A 17,481-nucleotide genomic window follows, 5' to 3' on the forward strand; every position below is an offset into this window, starting at 1 on the left:
GGATGACTGATACCCTGACCCCGGCCGCCCGCTCCGCTCGAATGGCGCGGATCAAGAACAAGAACACGAAACCCGAGATAAAGGTTCGAGGGCTCGTTCATTCCCTGGGGTTCCGGTACCGTCTTCATGGGAAGAACATTCCGGGCAGGCCGGATATGGTCTTTTCTGGTCGGCGGAAGGTGATATTCATTCATGGCTGTTTCTGGCATCGCCACGCCGATTCGGACTGCGCCTTGGCGCGCATGCCTAAATCGAGGCTCGATTTCTGGAAACCAAAGCTTGAACGCAACGCCGAGCGTGATGGCGAGACTATGGAACTGCTTCGTCGGGCTGGATGGGACAGCCTGGTGATATGGGAATGTGAGCTGCGTGACATGGTCGCGGTCGAGCAAAAAGTGGTGGGGTTTCTCTGCGATGAGGTCGATTGAATTGTTCGCTGGAGCGGGAGGCCTTGGGCTGGGCCTGCACTCAGCCGGATTTCGTCCAGCGAACGTCTTCGAGTGGGACCGGTATTGCTGCGACACCATCCGGGAGAACCAGGCGCGTGGCGTGGCCGCGGTCAAGGGCTGGAAAGTGGTTGAAGGCGACGTACGCCAGTCCGATTTTTCGCGGTTCGAGGGCAAGATCAGTCTTGTTTCCGGAGGCCCCCCTGCCAACCGTTTTCCATGGGCGGAAAGCACGCCGCCTATGATGATGCCCGTGACATGTTTCCCCAGGCCATCAGGGCGGTGCGCGAAGCGCGGCCCAGTGCGTTCGTCTTCGAGAACGTCAAGGGGCTGACACGGGCGACCTTCAGCAATTACTTTGAATATATCCGACTGCAGCTTGAACATCCGGAGATCGTCAAGAGGGTTGATGAGCCTTGGCCGGACCACTTCGCGAGACTGGAGCAGCATCACAGCAGCGGCAGCCACGATGGGCTGAACTACCGGGTTGTGACGCAACTGTTGAACGCCGCCGACTTTGGGGTGCCGCAGCGACGCGAACGCGTCTTCTTCGTGGGTTTCCGGGAAGACCTTGGCATTTCCTGGAGTTTCCCGCGACCGACGCACTCGCGCGAGGCGCTCATCTGGGACAAGGCCTCCGGAGCTTATTGGGATCGAGCCCGGATCGCGAAAAAGGATCGCCCTTCCCTCGGTTTCGATACCTCCCGCCTTGATCCCGACCGCGCACCCGGGGAGCTTGCTTGGATGACCGTGCATGAGGCGATATCATCACTGCCGGAACCAGGACGCGGCCATTCGGACATGCCGATCCACAACCATAAGGCCCAGCATGGGGCGCGCTCGTATCCTGGACACACCGGTAGTCCGCTGCACGAGCCCGCCAAGACGTTGAAGGCCGGTGTGCACGGGGTTCCTGGCGGCGAGAACATGCTGTTGAGACCAGATGGGACCGTGCGATACTTCACGGTGCGCGAGAGCGCTCGTCTTCAGACGTTCCCCGACGATTATGTGTTCCACGGATCGTGGGGCGAAACCATGCGGCAACTGGGCAACGCCGTTCCGGTGAACCTGGCGAAAGTAGTCGGTGGTTCCGTGGCGGCGCATTTAAAGGCCGCCGCATGAATGGCGGACCCTACAATCCGCTAGACAAAATCAATCTTGCCCGAAGCATCGAGACGGAGTTGCTATCGCGACAGGCGGTGGGCTTCGACCAACTCAGTGATGTTCGTGGGGCGGGTGTCTACGCGATCTATTATTTCGGTCATTTCCCCGCTTACGCGACGATCGCGGCGAGGAACCTGGACGGGAAGTTCGCGCAGCCGATCTATGTCGGCAAGGCCATTCCCAAGGGCGGTCGAAAAGGCGGAATCTCGGCTGACTCCCTGGCTGGGAAGCCGCTTCTCGACCGCTTGGGACAGCATGCTTCATCGATCGACCAGGCGACAAATCTTTCCATCGCCGACTTCGCGGTTCGGCACCTGGTGGTGGACGACATCTGGATCCCGCTGGGCGAAAACATGCTCATCGAGACCTACAAGCCAGTTTGGAACCGGGCCTTGGATGGTTTTGGCAACAAGGATCCGGGACGTCGTCGCGCCACGCAGTACAAGTCTCCCTGGGACGTACTGCATCCCGGCCGAAGGTTCGCGGAGAAGCTCGCGGACAGCGGCTTATCCGAGGAGTTCCTCGCCGAGCGAGTGGACGACTATCTAAACAACCGACCCATGAAGCGACTGCCCCGGGTGGTGGAGGAACAACAAGCGGAAGAACAAGGAGAAGCCGAGCAGGGCGCGGATGATGGCCTACGTCATCTCGGAACAACGGATCATATCTGATACCGTCAGCGGGCAAATGACGGTAAGAGATCGTATAAACACTGCGCAGCGGCCGGGAAACGTCGAAACCATCATGCGTGATTTAGAGAGCGTGTCTTCGATCCATCCCCCATCGCCGGCAAGGGCGACTACCCGAGCCGGCGCTTCTTCTACTTACATGAAGCAGGGATAGTCATAAGACAAGCGTGTCGCGATCCTTCGGGTTCGCTCGTCACGCTTTAAGGTTTTGTTCTGTCGCATGTCGGTGCCGCAAAAACCGCTGCATCTTTTGCGCGGATACTTTAGGATTCTAAATCGGGGGCCTGGCTGAGCGTGAGCGATACCCAAGCAGTGTGAGCTTGAGAGTGAATTCTCGCAGGTCACCCGACCATTCGACAAAGCCAAGTTCGCGCGCTTTGACCGCCGTCTTCAATCCGACCCCGTGTGGTAATGACTTGAAGGATCTGCGTGATAGGCTGTCCAGGAGAAAGGCCAGGCGCCCATCAAGGAGGATTTCGCTCCGTGACATAGGGGAAGCGCTCATCTCAAGCCTGCCTGCTTCTCGAATTGCCGCTCACGAGCCGGATATGCTGCTCGGCAGGACGAGTCACTTCAACACCAGGCTCGCGGATGGTCTTGCGACGGTTCAGCTTGAAGCGGCCCACCAGGCCCGCGAGCTGCTCGGAGTCGGACGCCAAGGCATGGCTTATAGCCGTCGTCTCTTCGACCATGGAGGCATTCTGCTGTGTCATCTGGTCGACGGAGTTCACGGCTGCGCTGATCTCGACAAGACCGACTGACTGCTCCTTCGCGGCAGTGGTAATTGCCTCCACTTTCACATCGATCTCGCTGACGAAGCTGTCGATCCTATGCAGTGCATCGACGGTCTCGGCGACCATCTTCACGCCATCGGAAACGTCTCCCGTGGAAAGCTGGATAAGACCCGCGATCTCCTTTGCCGCCGTCGCGGATCTTTGCGCGAGTTCGCGAACTTCCTGCGCGACCACGGCAAATCCTTTGCCTGCCTCCCCTGCCCTGGCGGCTTCCACGCCTGCATTCAGAGCGAGCAAGTTCGTCTGAAACGCGATCTGATCGATGACGCTGATGATCTGGCCGATCGCGGCCGAGGAGTTCTCGATCCGGGACATCGCCTTGATCGCCTCCTGGACGACGGCCGTCGATGCGGTCGTGCAGCGACGTGCATCCCGGACGAGGTCGCGCGTCTCCGCGGTACGTTCACTCGACGCCCGGACGGTTGCCGTGACCTCTTCGAGCGCGGCGGCGGTTTCTTCAAGCGCAGCGGCCTGCTGTTCGGTGCGCCGTGACAGATTGTCGGCCGCCTCCCTCATCGCCTGGGAGTTCTCGGTGATGTGGCGGGTCTTGCCGAGCACCTCCTCGAGCGTCGCCTGGAAAGTCGCGATCGAACTGTTGAAGTCGTGTCTTAGAGCCTCGAACTCAGCCGAGAACGGCACATCGATCGTCATGCGGATGTTGCATTCAGCAAGCCGCCCCAGGCCCGCGCCGAGGGTGGTGACAACCTCCTCCAGACTGGCTGCCTGCTCAGCCTGTTGCTGTTCCCGCAGTTCGCGCTCCTGCTCCGCGCGTTCGCGCGCCGCGTCCATCTCCTCGCGCAGCCGCAACCTGTCGAGAGAGGATTGGCGGAATACTTCGACGGATCGAGCCATGACCCCGATTTCGTCCTGGCGAGCCATGTAGGGGACGGCAACCGTGAAGTCGCCCTCGGCCATTCGTCCCATGTACGCCGCGAAAGCGCTTAGGGGCGCGACGGCGCGGCGTCGGATGAACAACAGGCCCGCGGCAAAGATGGCGATGGATGCGATGCCGCCCGTCATCGCCATTCGGCTGTAGAAGGCATCCTTGGAGGCCGCGTATGCCTGGGTCTCAGCGATCTTCTTGTTCGTGGCCGATACAAGCCCGTCTACAGCTTTTTGGTGGACGTGGAACCGCTCTTCGAGCGTGTCGAGAGTATCTCGCATCCGCATATCGTCATGGGCCGCGGCCGCGTGAAAAATGGCCCAGTCAAGGCTACCCAGAATGAATCCGCTGTATCCGCCGTCCCTCGGATGCGCTCCTTCAAATCGCCGGGCAAGTCCGACTTCTCCCAAACCCCCCGACGCTCATCGTAGGAGGCCTTCAATGCCTTGATCTTTTCGAGGTTCCGAAGCGTTACGTCCTTGTGAATGAACGCCTCGCTGGCCAAACCGTAAGCCTCGACGACGTAAAGCGGAGGCGGTAGCACGTCGGCCACAAGATCCTTGTTCTGTTCGACGCGAAGGGAGACCGGGCCTCCCACCTTGAGTTCGCCGAGCGCAGTTCGTTGCAACCCCAGCGCAGTCACCATCCCCAAAGGCACGACGAGGCCGAAGGCAAGCGTAAGGCGAGAGATCGATAATGTGGTCATGTCCCGAACCGAGGTGAGAGAAACGTCTGCTTGGGAAGAATGCGTGCGAGCGTTTGCTCAGGCGTAAATTTTTAGCTCGCTTGAAAGCGATCTTTCTGAGCACCTATTGCTCTTGACCTCCACAAAGAACACCCTGTGCTCACAACTCGGTTGTCCGGCTGATTCGGAGAGCACGAGGTGCTCAAACATGAAAGTCCTCGGGAGCCAGCATGCCTATCCGCACAGCCACCACACCGGACAAGAGGACAAAGCTGCTCGAGGTGTTTCTGGGGGCCGGGTCGTGGACCTACAGCATCCAGGCGCGGGATATCTTCTGGTCGCCAGGCCTTTACGCCTTGCTTGGCTTGGATCCACATACCGTCATACCAAGCCGCGATCTTTACGACACCATGATCCACCCGGAAGATAGGTTGTCTCATGACGAAATCGTGGAGCGGGCCGAAGCTGGAGAGCTGGCGGTTCGTCGCTTCAGGATGATCAGGCCCGATGGCCGTCTTCTCTGGCTGGAGAGTAAGTCGCAACGTGAGTACGACAGGCAGGGTGGGCTGAGCTTCCTGCACGGTGTTGTCCAGGATGTGACGGACGATCAGAAGGTCCGCTCCGAGAACGCTAGGATCCGGCAAGCTGTCATGTCGATGAAGAAGATCACCGGAGCAGACTTCTGGCGCACCGATGCCGAAGGCCGGATGCTCGATACCGCTAATTGGGCGCAGTTCACGGGTGTCACTCCTGAACGCCTGAAGGATCATGAGGCCCTAACAGCGATCCATCCCGATGATCGGGACATTGTCAGGAAGGCACGGGAGACAGGGATTCGGCTCAAGCAGGAGGTCCAGTTCACCGTGCGCGTGCTTGGCGCCGACGGAAACTATCGCAATGTGGAGCACAAGGTCATCCCCGTGGTCATGGACGGCCAGCTGGTTGAATGGCATGGCATGTCCTGGATCGACAAGCAGGCAGTTTCAGACAGCGATGAGGCGCCGTTGCTCCGCGCCTGTCACATACGAGCGGCGCGAGCCCTCATCGGCATGACAGCGCGTGAACTGGCGGAAGCTGTCGGTCTCTCATTCTCAACGATCCGCCGCATCGAGGATGATGTCGATGCACCGAGGTCGTCAGCCATGGACAAGATCAGGTTCGAATTGACGCGCAGAGGGATCAGTTTCAGCGCTAGCGCGGACGGCGCCGTGACGATTGCATTGAAGCCGGGAACCGGAAAATAGGTCCGAGCCACCCGCGGCGAGACTTGTAGCCAAACAGCTAACATCCGAGCGTCATGAAGGCGGCCAAGGTAGCGAAATCGGTGCTTCTCGCGCAACAGCACCCATTTTTTGTAGCTGCATGAGCATCTTACCGATGTCGTACGGCTTATCGAAGAAAATGGCCCGCTCCGGCAACTCGTGAATCCGTGGTCGCTGCATCCCGGATACTACGATGATCTCCACGGGAGGCCACCTGTCCCGAACAGCGGCGGCTAGCTTCAGCCCGTCCATGCTCCCGGGCATATCGACGTCCGTCATAAGGATCCGGATGCCCGGGACCGTTTCCAACAAGATGACTGCCTCGTCCGCGTTGGACGCTTCCAGGACCTCGAACCCCGCCTCCTCGGCGACCTCCACGGCGAGCATCCGCACGAGCGGCTCGTCGTCGACAACAAGGACAATGTCACGCATTTTCATTCCTAGCGGTTCGAAGCTCACTAACCTGTTGGCGGCCGTTGGGTTCCCGCAATGCGAAACTAAGGTCGAACACAAGGCCATCCGCTCTGAACTCAGTTCGGCTAGAGGCGCGGGCCGCGGCCGGGAAAGCGCGTTCGATCAGGACGCTTCCAAACCCCTTCCGGCTCGGCTCCTCGACCGGTGGGCCACCTGCCTCCCTCCAAGAGAGATCGATGCCTCGCCCGGTATGCGACCAAGTGATGCTCACCCTACCGTTTTCGGCACCCAGGCTTCCGTACTTCGTCGCGTTGGTTGCCAGCTCATGAACAACCAGGGATAACGGAAGGGCCAGGTCCGCTGGAAGGACGACGTCCGGTCCTTGAACGGTAATCCTGTCGGCATCCGCGGAGTGAGCCCTCAAGGCGGCTGCCAGGACGTCCCTTATCGAAGATGCGGAGCCTTCCCTTGAGAGGATGAGATCGTAGGTGCTCGCCAAAGCCGATAGGCGCTCGGAGAAGGATTGGTAGTGCGCCGGATCAGAGCGGGCAAAGGTTTGCCGGGCGATTGCTTGAACCAGTGTAAACCCATTTTTCACGCGGTGGGCGAGCTCGCGAACCAGGAGACCGCGGTCTTCCTCGGCCTGCTCGTTCTGGACACGTCGTCGCTCAAGTTCGTCAAGAAGCGCATCGAGACTGGCGCCGACCGCGTGAAGCTCGTCGATTGGCTTCATACCCGTTCTGGCGGTTGTCGACCCCGACCTCCAGTCATCCATCACATCTCCAATGCGAACGATGGGTGAAAGGATAAAGCGGTTTCCTATGAAGAGTGCCAGCAGCAGGGAGACGACAGCGCCGAGCACGATCCCCAAGCTGTTGACGATGGTTGCTCTGTTGATCGGTGCAAATGCCTCGGATGTCGAAACGCCCGCGCTGACGTAGAGCGGACTTCGAGGCTGCGCGATCGGTCGGTACCCCAGGACTCGCTCGGTGCCGTCCTGGCTTGTGAGCTGGATGATGCCCGGTTTGTCGGCGTGGACGAGCCGCTGAAATTCGTCAGGGATAACCGTGCCCACGAAACGTTCCGGCAGCGGGACGCGCGCAACCACGGTTCCGTCCTCATCGGCAAGCGTAACGGCACTCCCGGGCGACAGCCCTCTCTCGACTATCCTGTTTTGAAGCCAGTCGAGCCTAATTCCGCTTACGACAACCGCGGCCACCGCACTGTCTTCGACGATCGGCATCGCCAATGGAAGCACAGCGGCTCCCGTCACCCGGCTTTTGGTGTACTTGCCGACGACAAAGTCCTCTGTTTCGATCGCCTTGCGTACATAGTCCCGGTCGGCGAACGCAATCCCGGCAGGGATTGGAATGCTGCCGCAGACCGGGGTTCCGTCTAGTTTCACGACGAAGATCGTCGCTACGTTCGGCACATTGCCGGCAAGCGACCGGAGAGCATCGTTACAGTTGCCGGCGTCCAGATGACGAACCGATGGCATCGACGTTACGGCGACGAGAAGAGACTGCGCACCCTCCACGATGCGCTCGACTTCGGATGATGCCTGCCGGGCGGCTTGAGCGGCTTGGGCGCGCACCTCGTCTCCCCGCTGCTGGCGCATCGCATACTCATTGTATCCCAGCATCGTCACGACGGGGACAAGCGCAGCAACCGCTACGGCAACCAGCTTCAGTCTCATCGAATGTCCCTTAAGCTGGCGACGAACCAGCGGTAGCTCGATACAAATAGGGCACTTCAAGACATCAGTCGGAGCGCCCGATGGCCTGGGCTTCGGTTGGGGAAGCGCGATACCCATAAACACAAAGAATAGATTCGTTAAAATAGGGCAAGTCCGCGTTTTGCAAGCGGCCGACAGCCCCAAGGAGCGCCGCTCACGCACATAGCGATCCACCCGATGTCGCGCTCTTCTGGTCGCTCCTATCATAACTGGACACGGGACCGCCCGTGGACTTGGGAAAAGGGTTCTTCTAGGGTCGGCCGCCCGCCACTTACCGAGAGAACTTATGAACTTTCCGATTGTCGCCACGGTCATCTCTATGGTCCTCGGTCTCGCGGTGACCCGCCTGCTGAGCGGCCTTGTAACGGTATTCCGGATCCGCGGAACATGCGCGTTCGACTGGGTGCCGATCGCATGGTGCGGCATTCTCTTCGCGATGCAACTGGATCACTGGTGGGCCATCAACCAGCTCCCCGCGTACCGGAATACGTTTCAGTTCAGCGAATTCATTTTCCTGGTCATGATGACCCTGATGCTGTTCCTCGCCGCCGCGCTCCTCCTCCCCAGTCGTGCGGAAGACGAGGCTCTTGGGCTCCGGGTTTATTTTGAGAAAGACGGCCGTTTCGCCCTCCTCTCGATCGCAGTCTACCTGGTGTGCGGCTTCGCCTTGAACGTCATCGGCTTCCAGAGCGCGGTCGCGTCCGCGTGGGCGCTCATCGACGTTCCAATGATTATCCTCCCCGCGCTCGCCTTCTTGCTGCGTCAGCGGCGGTACTACGCGACGATCACCGCGATCTACGTTCCGCTCTGTGCGCTGGATATCTGGGTTTCGCTCACGTCGTAGCTTCCGTGACGCAGTGTGATGGGTTCGTTACCAGCGAATGAACATCGATTGCGTCCGCGTCGCCCCGGTACGATGCCAGAACCCCATCCGTCAGGATGGCGATGTTACCACCCAATGTCTGGAGGATCGCGAGCTGGCCGCCACGACAGTCGCCAGCCCCTGCCAGACGCCCGAGATCGAAAACCGGAATGACCTCGCCCTTGAATGAACTGTAACCAGATGGGCCGCTTTCGGATGAGTGCAGGCTGCTCCACTCTTCGGCGCGGGCAACGATCCGCCCGCCGTCGAACGTATAATACTTGTCCCCCAGACGGGCGACGCTCACGTCTGGTCTCAGAAGGTTTGAAAGAAACACGATGCGCTGTCCCTCAAGGCACAGGTCGTTGAAGCGCACTCGTCGAGGATGGGACCACCACCTGGCTCATCATGAGACCAGCTTTCGCCCGACCGACGTTCTTTAGCACCGGATCATGTAAGACGCGGTTGAAGGATTGCCTAAAGTTTGAGCGATTGCTTTTTTGCATTGGCGTCGCGCCAAGGGCGCTCAACCCATCATGGGGAGCGCCCTTGTTCACCCGGATGTCCGCGGGCCCGCGAAATCATTTCGCGGCAAGCCGACAATCGTTGGTTCGGGTGGTGACACATAAATGATGTGTCGGCGACCATTCTTCAAGATCAGAGCGTCTTCGCGGTCGTGTCCATTCAAGCGCGATGCTTCTCCTCATCCTGATGGGTCTTCATGAAAAAGACCCTCGACGCCGGGACCGCACCCCTCGTGCCGAGCGGCTCGCTCGTATGCGGTGACCGTGTCGTCCTCGTTCGTCTTCATGGCCTTGAGGATAGCGGCGTCGCCCATCATGTCAGCAAGCGCAATCTTGCCAGTTGCGCGCATCTGCTTCATGTCGCCTTCCGTCGGCGCCGCGATACCCAGCTCGCGGGCCTTTCCCGTGAGCACATTAACATGCGAAGGCTTCACCTTCTGGCTCATGTAATTCGATGCCATTTCCAGTCATCGCGACAAGGAGCTAGCCGATCCGCGGGCCTCCTGGCGCGCGCCGCCGGCATTGACGTGACCGAATGCCGCGTCCACCACGAAAGCGGCGATCGCGGGACGCAGCGCTTCGACCGCGTCGCCAGGGGCCAGAGACGCCACATGCAGTCGCTGCTTCGCCGCGCCAAGACGATTCCACAAGACGATTCCAATGCGGCGGGAGCATATTCCAATTGACGAACGAACGGGTTCCCACTTTCACGCCACCGTAAGGCTTTGTCATGGCCAACGGTGGGATCAAGTCTTCCGCTGGGCAAGTTCGATAATGATGCCATCGGGATCGCGCACGAAGGCGACTTTTTGCAGCACTTCGGGATTATAAGCGAAACGCGGCCTCTCTTTGACATCAACGCCAGCCATCTCGAGCCTGGCGAAGGTCCGGTCGACGTCTTCGTATAGGAATGTCAGATGGCGCAATCCGGCGGTATCGTCGGGCACGTCCACCGCCCGCTTGACCCCGTTAGTGGGAGCGATGATCTCAAGCATCCCGCCGCCCGCGTCCAGGAAGGCCAACTCCGCGCCGTCATCCGTCTTTTTCCTCAGATGCAGCTTCAGCCCGAGTAGGTCACAATAGAATGTGACCGCGCGATCCATGTTGCTAACGGTCATGCCCACATGTTCGAAGGATTTCAGCATTCTCGACGCGTCCCCGGCTCAATTGGTCAAGCTCTCGAAACTAGTCGTCGGGAGCCATTCAACAAGAGTGCTGGCAACCTTGGGCCAGAGCAGGTGTCGACCCAATCGCATTGGATCATAAAATCGGACGGCCACCCCCGGTGCAAGAACGTACGACAAGCAACCGCGTTGCTGGCAACGAGCTGGATTAGATCAGATGGTTCTGGTTTGCATGGCTGGGCTGCAATCAAGGAGCTTCTCGTCCCAACTCTTTGCGTTTATATCGGCGGCACTTGAGGCCGCCTGCTGAATGTTCGGCGTTCGCGGCCTTTGCAACCAACGGGCGCTCCCCACATTCTGGGTTGAGCGCCCGCGGTCGTTTTAAGCCACGCGGCTCCAGGGGGCTCTTTCCTCGGGTGCCGGTCCGGGAGCTTAATCCGCAAGGCCGAAGATGCTCACTGGCCGTTCGAGGCCACGCAGGTTATGCGATCCGAGATCGAGAAACCCTGACGACGAATTTTCCACGAGTTTGACGAAGTCGGAGGATAGCAACACCGGCCGTTTCAGTTGCTTCGTGAGCTCCTCCAGTCGGGACGCGATATTGACGGCGGGCCCAATCGCCGTGAAATCCAGGCGCTTCCTGGACCCGATGTTGCCATACATCACGTCGCCCACATGGACACCGATACCGTACCGCAGCGGCGATTTCCCGCTTTTCACGAGCTCGCCATTCAAGACGTCCATTCTTTGGCGACCATCCTTGATGGCTTCCAATAGATCCGCGTGGGCATTCGGGTTGGAGAGAGGGAACACAGCCAAGAGGCCGTCGCCCATGAATTTCAGGATCTCTCCGCCCCTGGCCTCGACGGGTTCGCACAGCGCGTCGAAGTAGCCATTCAGTATCTCGATGATGTCGTCTCTTGGCCACAGATCGGACAGGGCGGTGAAATCGCGCAGGTCGCAAATCATGATCGCGGCACTGACGGTCTTGCCACTGCCCCGGGTCGTCGCGCCAGCCAGGATCTCCGCGCTCGCATGTGGACCGACATAGGTCTCCAGGAGCGTGCGGGCCATGGCATTCTTCATGCGGATTTCGCTCGCCAGGGCGAGCGCCGGCAGCAGGTCCCGGAGGTAATCGATGTCATGCTCGCGAAACCCACCGGCTTTCTTCGTGGCGAAGGTGACGACATGACGCTTCCCCCAGGTATGCTCCATCGGCCAGGCGACATAATCCGTGAAGCCGTCACGGCGAAGCTCCTCGAAAAGAGGATACGCCGCCACCTCGTTGGCGCTCGCGTCAAGGTGTTGTCGAACTTCCGTTGCCCCATTGTATATCTCGGTCGCCGGCCTGCGCAGGAACAGCTCCGTGGTGTCGACATCGTAATCAAATGTGTCGATATGGGCTTCCTGGACACCGGGTTGCCACAGGATCCGGGCGCCCTGCCATTGTGGGTGCTGGATCCTCAGATGAAGCGAAGACCTCGCGACCGGTACGCCGTCGCGCACGAGGCGCTCGCAAAAATCAACGAGCAAGTTATCCAGGAAACGCTGCGAACTCGTTTCCTTCATGAGCCAGTCCAGGACTGGGCGACGCTCCCTCGGCCATGTACCCCTAGCCCTGGGTTGCGGCGTCATATGCGTAATGGTGCTCATCAGAATCCTCCGAGCACGCATTCTATGGCGGTTGGCGTGAGTGTGAAAGGAAAGATCGAGCAACAGCGGCACCTGGCGGGCATCCAACCTATCCGCGGGAACATATCCGCCGTCGGTTTTGCCCAAGGCGCGAATGTCTTGCCCCGTCCCCTGCGCGAACGCTCTCCCGGGTCTAGCGATCGAAGGCATGGTATGGCGGCGAGACATCGCTCCGGCCTCGATCGTGCCACGACACCTAAACAGGGGCGGATGAGACCTTTCGAGACGCCGTTTCTCAACCCTGTCTCTGTTTGCGTTCGACGAGGAGGATATGGTCCGCGGCGAGCACGACGTCATCGCGCTGGTTCAGGACCTCGCAACGCTCGACGACGCGACCCATGCCCGGGCGCTTCGGATCGTCCTCCTTCATCGAGATCGTCACGCGCGTTCGGATCGTGTCACCGATATGCACCGGACGCACGAAGCGCAGCCGGTCATAGCCATAGGAGAACGCGACCGGATTGATGAGTGTAGCCGTCAGCCCGACGCCGATCGAAAACACCATTGTGCCGTGGGCGATGCGCTGGCCACCGGGAAGCGTCTTGGCGAATTCGGCGTCCATGTGATGTGGAAAAAAGTCACCCGTGTGCCCGGCATGGACGACGAAGTCGGTCTCGGTGATCGTCCGGCCAGTCGTCACGCGAACCGCGTTAAGTTCATAGTCTTCGTAATGGATAATTTGCTCGGACACGTGATTACTCCTTCGGCAAGGGCATTAGCGGCGTCGCCGGGCTACCGCTGGATTGATAGGCGGCCTCGACGAGCGCCATCGTCCGCCATCCATCCTCGATGGCACCGACAAGCACATCGTCCTCGCCAGAGGCAAAACGCTGAAGGTTCGCCATGCGATTGGCGAAAGCGTCGGGGAACCAGCTTCCCTTAAGCGGCACGGCGACCCAGTCGTCGGCGCCGTCACCCCTGATCCAAAGTTCATCGGGCTCCCCACGCGGATAGTCGAGATTGACGCCAAGCTTCAGATATGCGGCGCCCTTCGTGCCGCATACGCGGAATTCGCAGGCTTGAAAGCGTCTGCCGAAGTCGTGGTCATGGTTGATGGAGAGCACGCAACGGATCGTCTCGCCGTAGTCGAGGATTGCCGCGGTGCGGGTCTGCGCCACCTCGTGGTTCGGATGACCGATCGTCTTGGCGTGGACGCCAAGCGGGTCGCCAAGCAGATCCCTGACAACGTCCAGGTAGTGGATCGAGTGCATTGCGATCTCGATGCGCGGCAGGCCCTTGAGGAAGGGCCAGAGACCCCATGGCGTCGCGAGCGCGAGCCAGGCATCGAAATCGACGACCTCGCCTAAATATCCACCGGCTATGGCGTCCTTGAGCGCCAGCATCATCGGCGCGAAGCGAAGCTGGAAATTGACGGCGGCTTTAAGGCCGCGGGATCGACATATGGACAGGATCTCGCTGGCTTCCTCGAGATTGCCGCCCATCGGCTTTTGAAGCAGCGCGAAGGAGCCTTGCGGGAGCTTCGACAATATCGCGGCATGAGCGGCGGGCGGCGTCGCCAGATCGAAGATCGCGCCCTCCACGGAAAGCGCCTGCTCTTGCGAGACAAAGGCCGCCGTGCCCCACTCCCGCGCCAACGCGCTTGCCTTGGCTAAATTCGGATCGAAAATACCAGCGACCGGGAAACCGGCCTTCTTGTAAGCCGGAAGATGGGCGTCCCCGACAATGCTCCCAGCACCAAAAATCACGATTGGGCGGGGCTTGGCGGGAAGCGGCCATGATTGTCGTAGACGACTTGGATCAAGGGCTTCAACCATGGTGAAAGACCTCTTCCATCATCGCCCACCACTCGCCCGGCTTTCGCGTCCCGAGCGGCTGTTGCTGCGGCATGCAGATGGCCCACCATTCCTTGTTTTTCGGGTGCGCGGCCATCCTTGCCATGTCGGCGTCGAAATCATCCCCGGTATATTCCCAGTATCCGAACAGGAGGTTTTCCGGCTCCTTGAGGAAGATGGAATAGTTGGTGATGTTACATTCGGAGATCAGCGCCAGGATCTCTGGCCATACAGTCGCATGAAGACGCTTGTAATTCGCGATGTTCGCCGGCTTTAATCCGATGACCATTCCCATTCTCCGCATCGCCATTCTCCTCAGCCGCGAAGTTCCTTGGTGAATTCCAGAATCGAGCGATCCTCGATGGCTTGCCAGTCCCAGCTGATACCGAGACCGGGCTCGCAGGGCGCGATCGCGCGACCGTCCTTGATCTCCATGCCCTTGGTGGTTAGCTGATCGAGCTGCGGGATATACTCGACATATTTCCCGTTCTGCACCGCGCAGACCAGGCTGACGTGCAACTCCATCAGGAAATGCGGGCAAACGGGAATATCGAAGGCTTCCGCGGCGTGGGCGACCTTGAGCCATGGCGTGATGCCACCGATGCGGGCGACATCGACCTGGACGATCGAGCAGGCGCCCTTTTGCATGTATTCGCGAAAATGGCGGATCGAATAGATCGATTCCCCCACGGCAATGGGCGTGGCGGTCGAACGAGAAAGGCGGACATGCCCGTCGAGATCATCGGCTGGGAGCGGTTCCTCGATCCAGGCGAGATCAAGGTCCTTCAGGCGCGCCGCGCGCCTTATGACTTCGTCGACCATGAAGCCCTGATTGCAGTCGGTCATGATCTCGAAGTCATCACCCACCGCTGCTCGTACAGCCGAGAGGCGGGCGTAATCCTCGGCGCCATGCGGCTTGCCGATTTTCACCTTGGAACCGGAAAAGCCCTTCGACTTCGCCAGGAGCGCGTCCTCGACCAGCGCTTGCTTTTCTATATGCAGCCAGCCACCTTCCGTCGTGTAGAGGGGGCAACTATCCTTGGCGCCGCCCGCCAGCTTCCAGAGCGGCAGTCCTTGCTTCCTTGCCCTGAGGTCCCACAAGGCGGTATCGACGGCGGCGAGCGCCAAGGCAGTTATCGCGCCAATCGTCGTCGCGTGGGTGGAAAATTCCATCTTGCGCCAGATCGCCTCGATGCAATCGGCATCCTCCCCGATCAGAAGCGGAACGAGGTGATCCCATAAGAGGCGCATGATCGATGACCCGCCGGTGCCGATCGTGTAGCTGTAGCCGATGCCGGTCACGCCGTCGGCGTCGGTGATTGTGACGATCGGCGTTTCCTGACTGACGAAGCTCTGTATGGCGTCGGTTCGCTTGACCTTCGGTGCCAGGTCAACCATGCGGATTTCAATTTTCTCGATACGTGCCATGACTTGTGCTTACCCTCGGATTGCCAGGCTCTTGCCGCTGTCCGCGTCGAACAGATGTGCCTGTGAAAGATCAAAGCTCATCTTGATTTGCTCGCCGGAAGCCAGGGTCCGGGGATTGAGCATGCGCGCCACCCACTCGCGACCAGCGAATTCGACGAAGACAAGCGTCTCGTTTCCAAGCGGCTCGGTGATGGTGACGGGGAGACTAGCTTCGTGAACTTCCGCCGCGTTTCCCGAAACCAGACCGTGACCCGTCGGGAATAGATCGTCGGGGCGCAGGCCGAGCGTCACCTTCCGGCCTTGCGTGACCGCGGTCTTGAACTTTGCGGGCAATGGCAGACGGTCGCCATTGGCAAAGACGACATGGCCGTCATTAATCGTGCCATCCAGGATGTTCATCGGCGGAGAGCCGATAAAGCCGGCGACGAAACGCGACGCGGGGCGCTTGAACACGTCGTCGGGCGTCCCGACCTGTTCGATATGGCCGTCACGCATGATGACGATCCGGTCGGCGAGCGTCATCGCCTCGACCTGGTCGTGGGTGACATAGATGACCGTCGCCTGCACCTTGGCGTGCAACTTCTTGATTTCGGTCCGCATCTGCGTGCGCAGTTTCGCGTCGAGGTTCGACAGCGGCTCGTCGAACAGGAATACGTCGGGATTTCGCACGATGGCCCGGCCCATGGCGACGCGCTGGCGCTGGCCACCCGACAGCTGCGCGGGGCGCCTGTCCATCAGGGCCTCGAGGCTGAGGATCGCGGCGGCCTCGTTGACGCGCTGATCGATTTCCGGCTGCGCCACCTTGGCGATCTTCAGCGAAAAGCCCATGTTCTCGCGCACGCTCATATGCGGATAGAGCGCGTAGGACTGGAAGACCATCGAGATGTTGCGGTCACGCGGCGGCAGATCATTGACGAGGCGACCGCCGATTTCGATGTCACCACCTGAAATCGGCTCGAGGCCGGCCACCATGCGCAGCGTCGTTGACTTGCCGCATCCAGATGGACCGACGAGCGCGACGAATTCCTTGTCGGCGATATCAAGATCGATACCGTGGACGATTTCGAGCGCGCCGTAGCGCTTGACGAGTTTCTTGAGGGAGACCTGAGCCATGGGATATCAACCTTTGACCGCGCCGAATGTCAGGCCGGATACGAGATGCTTTTGGATGATGAAGGTGAGCGCCAGCGCCGGAACGATCATCACCACCGCCAGGGCGCACATGCCGCGCCAGTCGATCGTGAACTCGGCGGTATAGTCGAGGAGACCGACCGGCAGGGTTTTCGAGTTCACCGACCGCGTCAGCTGAGAGGCAAGGGCATATTCGTTCCAGCAGGTGAGGAAGGCAAAGATGCCGGCTGACGCGATACCGGGACCTGCCAGCGGAAACTCAACCTTCCAGAAGGCCTGCCAGCGCGTGCATCCGTCGATTTGCGCGGCTTCGGCGAGGTCCTTGGGAACCTGACGGAAGAAGCCGTCGATCAGCCAGATGGTGAACGGCACATTGAGGGCCACATAGGTCAGGATGAGCCCGAAATGCGTATCGATGATGCCAATGCGCGAGTAGAGGATGAAGAGCGGGAGCGAAAGGGCAATCCCTGGGACCGAGCGCGTCAGCATCAGGCCGAGAAACGTCGAGGACTTGCCCGCGAACTTGAAGCGCGCGAACGCGTAGCCGCCGGACATACCGATCGCGAGCGCGATAACCGTCGAGGTAATCGAGATGATCAGCGAGTTGCGGAAGTAATCCCAGATTGGAATCCCGCCCTTGCCGATGCCGGAGAACATCGCTCGGTAGGCATCGAGCGACAGTTCATTCGGGATCCAGACGGGAGGCTTGGCCATGATTTCGACCGGGGGTCGCAGCGAGCTGAGCACGATCCAAAAGCCCGGCAGGCAGATGACGAGCATCGCCATGAACAGACCGATCAAATAAAGGACACGGCCGATACGTCGACGAAGGCGTTGTTGGCTATTGCTATCCAT

19 protein-coding genes and 1 pseudogene are annotated in these 17,481 nt (G+C 59.9%); 5 read left to right on the forward strand and 15 right to left on the reverse strand.

Annotation, left to right across the window (positions count from 1 at the left end):
• Positions 1-2 precede the first annotated feature (2 nt).
• The 3 genes and pseudogenes from vsr to P3R82_RS10000 all read left to right on the forward strand — a co-directional run bounded on the left by vsr (position 3) and on the right by P3R82_RS10000 (position 2,281).
• Positions 3-428, forward strand: a complete 426-nt coding sequence (gene vsr, locus P3R82_RS09990) for a DNA mismatch endonuclease Vsr (RefSeq protein WP_283193736.1) — start codon at positions 3-5, stop codon at positions 426-428.
• A pseudogene (locus tag P3R82_RS09995) lies at positions 415-1,568 on the forward strand (DNA cytosine methyltransferase). Before vsr ends, P3R82_RS09995 begins: the two are co-directional and overlap by 14 nt.
• Complete coding sequence (locus P3R82_RS10000; RefSeq protein WP_112949243.1) at positions 1,565-2,281, forward strand: Eco29kI family restriction endonuclease; 717 nt, start codon at positions 1,565-1,567, stop codon at positions 2,279-2,281. Before P3R82_RS09995 ends, P3R82_RS10000 begins: the two are co-directional and overlap by 4 nt.
• Before the next feature lie 524 nt (positions 2,282-2,805).
• Here P3R82_RS10000 and P3R82_RS10005 read toward each other — a convergent pair.
• Both P3R82_RS10005 and P3R82_RS10010 read right to left on the reverse strand, forming a co-directional pair.
• Positions 2,806-4,119, reverse strand: a complete 1,314-nt coding sequence (locus tag P3R82_RS10005; RefSeq protein WP_283193737.1) for a methyl-accepting chemotaxis protein — start codon at positions 4,117-4,119, stop codon at positions 2,806-2,808.
• Between the two features lie 80 nt (positions 4,120-4,199).
• On the reverse strand, positions 4,200-4,682 hold the full coding sequence (locus P3R82_RS10010) for a hypothetical protein (RefSeq protein ID WP_283193738.1): 483 nt from the start codon (positions 4,680-4,682) through the stop codon (positions 4,200-4,202).
• A gap of 209 nt (positions 4,683-4,891) precedes the next feature.
• On the opposite strand from P3R82_RS10010, the gene P3R82_RS10015 reads away from it, so the two are divergent.
• Positions 4,892-5,905 (forward strand): PAS domain-containing protein, encoded by a 1,014-nt coding sequence (locus tag P3R82_RS10015; protein WP_112949241.1) that lies wholly within the window; start codon positions 4,892-4,894, stop codon positions 5,903-5,905.
• A gap of 51 nt (positions 5,906-5,956) precedes the next feature.
• Here the strand turns inward: P3R82_RS10015 and P3R82_RS10020 are convergent, their stop codons facing one another.
• Positions 5,957-6,355 (reverse strand): response regulator, encoded by a 399-nt coding sequence (locus P3R82_RS10020; protein WP_283193739.1) that lies wholly within the window; start codon positions 6,353-6,355, stop codon positions 5,957-5,959.
• Entirely contained in the window at positions 6,348-8,033 is a 1,686-nt protein-coding gene (locus P3R82_RS10025) for an HWE histidine kinase domain-containing protein (protein WP_283193740.1), read from the reverse strand. Before P3R82_RS10025 ends, P3R82_RS10020 begins: the two co-directional genes overlap by 8 nt.
• 325 nt (positions 8,034-8,358) lie before the next feature.
• Between P3R82_RS10025 and P3R82_RS10030 the strand changes: the two genes are divergently transcribed.
• On the forward strand, positions 8,359-8,916 hold the full coding sequence (locus tag P3R82_RS10030; protein ID WP_283193741.1) for a hypothetical protein: 558 nt from the start codon (positions 8,359-8,361) through the stop codon (positions 8,914-8,916).
• Here the strand turns inward: P3R82_RS10030 and P3R82_RS10035 are convergent.
• The 11 genes from P3R82_RS10035 to P3R82_RS10085 all read right to left on the reverse strand — a co-directional run bounded on the left by P3R82_RS10035 (position 8,906) and on the right by P3R82_RS10085 (position 17,481).
• Entirely contained in the window at positions 8,906-9,241 is a 336-nt protein-coding gene (locus P3R82_RS10035) for a hypothetical protein (protein ID WP_283193742.1), read from the reverse strand. The genes P3R82_RS10030 and P3R82_RS10035 overlap by 11 nt on opposite strands.
• A gap of 396 nt (positions 9,242-9,637) precedes the next feature.
• Positions 9,638-9,919, reverse strand: coding sequence for a hypothetical protein (locus P3R82_RS10040; protein WP_283193743.1), 282 nt, complete (start codon positions 9,917-9,919; stop codon positions 9,638-9,640).
• Positions 9,920-9,925: 6 nt separating this feature from the next.
• On the reverse strand, positions 9,926-10,108 hold the full coding sequence (locus tag P3R82_RS10045; RefSeq protein WP_283193744.1) for a hypothetical protein: 183 nt from the start codon (positions 10,106-10,108) through the stop codon (positions 9,926-9,928).
• Between the two features lie 96 nt (positions 10,109-10,204).
• Positions 10,205-10,603, reverse strand: a complete 399-nt coding sequence (locus P3R82_RS10050; RefSeq protein ID WP_111563878.1) for a VOC family protein — start codon at positions 10,601-10,603, stop codon at positions 10,205-10,207.
• A gap of 411 nt (positions 10,604-11,014) precedes the next feature.
• On the reverse strand, positions 11,015-12,235 hold the full coding sequence (locus P3R82_RS10055; protein WP_283193745.1) for an adenylate/guanylate cyclase domain-containing protein: 1,221 nt from the start codon (positions 12,233-12,235) through the stop codon (positions 11,015-11,017).
• 274 nt (positions 12,236-12,509) lie between these two features.
• Positions 12,510-12,965 (reverse strand): MaoC/PaaZ C-terminal domain-containing protein, encoded by a 456-nt coding sequence (locus P3R82_RS10060; protein WP_283193746.1) that lies wholly within the window; start codon positions 12,963-12,965, stop codon positions 12,510-12,512.
• Between the two features lie 4 nt (positions 12,966-12,969).
• Positions 12,970-14,049, reverse strand: a complete 1,080-nt coding sequence (locus P3R82_RS10065) for a Gfo/Idh/MocA family oxidoreductase (protein ID WP_283193747.1) — start codon at positions 14,047-14,049, stop codon at positions 12,970-12,972.
• The gene (locus tag P3R82_RS10070) at positions 14,042-14,371 is read right to left on the reverse strand and encodes an L-rhamnose mutarotase (RefSeq protein WP_112436428.1); all 330 of its coding nucleotides are present in this window, start codon (positions 14,369-14,371) and stop codon (positions 14,042-14,044) included. The genes P3R82_RS10065 and P3R82_RS10070 overlap by 8 nt, the downstream gene beginning before the upstream one ends.
• An 11-nt stretch (positions 14,372-14,382) precedes the next feature.
• On the reverse strand, positions 14,383-15,495 hold the full coding sequence (locus P3R82_RS10075; protein WP_283193748.1) for a mandelate racemase/muconate lactonizing enzyme family protein: 1,113 nt from the start codon (positions 15,493-15,495) through the stop codon (positions 14,383-14,385).
• 9 nt (positions 15,496-15,504) lie between these two features.
• Positions 15,505-16,608, reverse strand: coding sequence for a sn-glycerol-3-phosphate ABC transporter ATP-binding protein UgpC (gene ugpC / locus P3R82_RS10080; protein ID WP_112980660.1), 1,104 nt, complete (start codon positions 16,606-16,608; stop codon positions 15,505-15,507).
• A 6-nt stretch (positions 16,609-16,614) separates the two neighbouring features.
• Positions 16,615-17,481, reverse strand: coding sequence for a carbohydrate ABC transporter permease (locus tag P3R82_RS10085; RefSeq protein ID WP_283193749.1), 867 nt, complete (start codon positions 17,479-17,481; stop codon positions 16,615-16,617).

It is taken from the genome of Rhizobium sp. AN80A (assembly GCF_030053015.1).
GTDB lineage: Bacteria > Pseudomonadota > Alphaproteobacteria > Rhizobiales > Rhizobiaceae > Rhizobium > Rhizobium metallidurans.

Excerpts from the sequence above, each read along its gene's own strand:
- vsr (WP_283193736.1), top strand. The coding sequence starts at position 3 with ATGACTGATACCCTGACCCCGGCCGCCCGCTCCGCTCGAATGGCGCGG.
- P3R82_RS10000 (WP_112949243.1), top strand. The coding sequence starts at position 1,565 with ATGAATGGCGGACCCTACAATCCGCTAGACAAAATCAATCTTGCCCGA.
- P3R82_RS10005 (WP_283193737.1), bottom strand. The coding sequence starts at position 4,119 with ATGGCGATGACGGGCGGCATCGCATCCATCGCCATCTTTGCCGCGGGC.
- P3R82_RS10010 (WP_283193738.1), bottom strand. The coding sequence starts at position 4,682 with ATGACCACATTATCGATCTCTCGCCTTACGCTTGCCTTCGGCCTCGTC.
- P3R82_RS10015 (WP_112949241.1), top strand. The coding sequence starts at position 4,892 with ATGCCTATCCGCACAGCCACCACACCGGACAAGAGGACAAAGCTGCTC.
- P3R82_RS10020 (WP_283193739.1), bottom strand. The coding sequence starts at position 6,355 with ATGCGTGACATTGTCCTTGTTGTCGACGACGAGCCGCTCGTGCGGATG.
- P3R82_RS10025 (WP_283193740.1), bottom strand. The coding sequence starts at position 8,033 with ATGAGACTGAAGCTGGTTGCCGTAGCGGTTGCTGCGCTTGTCCCCGTC.
- P3R82_RS10030 (WP_283193741.1), top strand. The coding sequence starts at position 8,359 with ATGAACTTTCCGATTGTCGCCACGGTCATCTCTATGGTCCTCGGTCTC.
- P3R82_RS10040 (WP_283193743.1), bottom strand. The coding sequence starts at position 9,919 with ATGGCATCGAATTACATGAGCCAGAAGGTGAAGCCTTCGCATGTTAAT.
- P3R82_RS10050 (WP_111563878.1), bottom strand. The coding sequence starts at position 10,603 with ATGCTGAAATCCTTCGAACATGTGGGCATGACCGTTAGCAACATGGAT.
- P3R82_RS10055 (WP_283193745.1), bottom strand. The coding sequence starts at position 12,235 with ATGAGCACCATTACGCATATGACGCCGCAACCCAGGGCTAGGGGTACA.
- P3R82_RS10065 (WP_283193747.1), bottom strand. The coding sequence starts at position 14,049 with ATGGTTGAAGCCCTTGATCCAAGTCGTCTACGACAATCATGGCCGCTT.
- P3R82_RS10070 (WP_112436428.1), bottom strand. The coding sequence starts at position 14,371 with ATGCGGAGAATGGGAATGGTCATCGGATTAAAGCCGGCGAACATCGCG.
- P3R82_RS10075 (WP_283193748.1), bottom strand. The coding sequence starts at position 15,495 with ATGGCACGTATCGAGAAAATTGAAATCCGCATGGTTGACCTGGCACCG.
- ugpC (WP_112980660.1), bottom strand. The coding sequence starts at position 16,608 with ATGGCTCAGGTCTCCCTCAAGAAACTCGTCAAGCGCTACGGCGCGCTC.
- P3R82_RS10085 (WP_283193749.1), bottom strand. The coding sequence starts at position 17,481 with ATGGATAGCAATAGCCAACAACGCCTTCGTCGACGTATCGGCCGTGTC.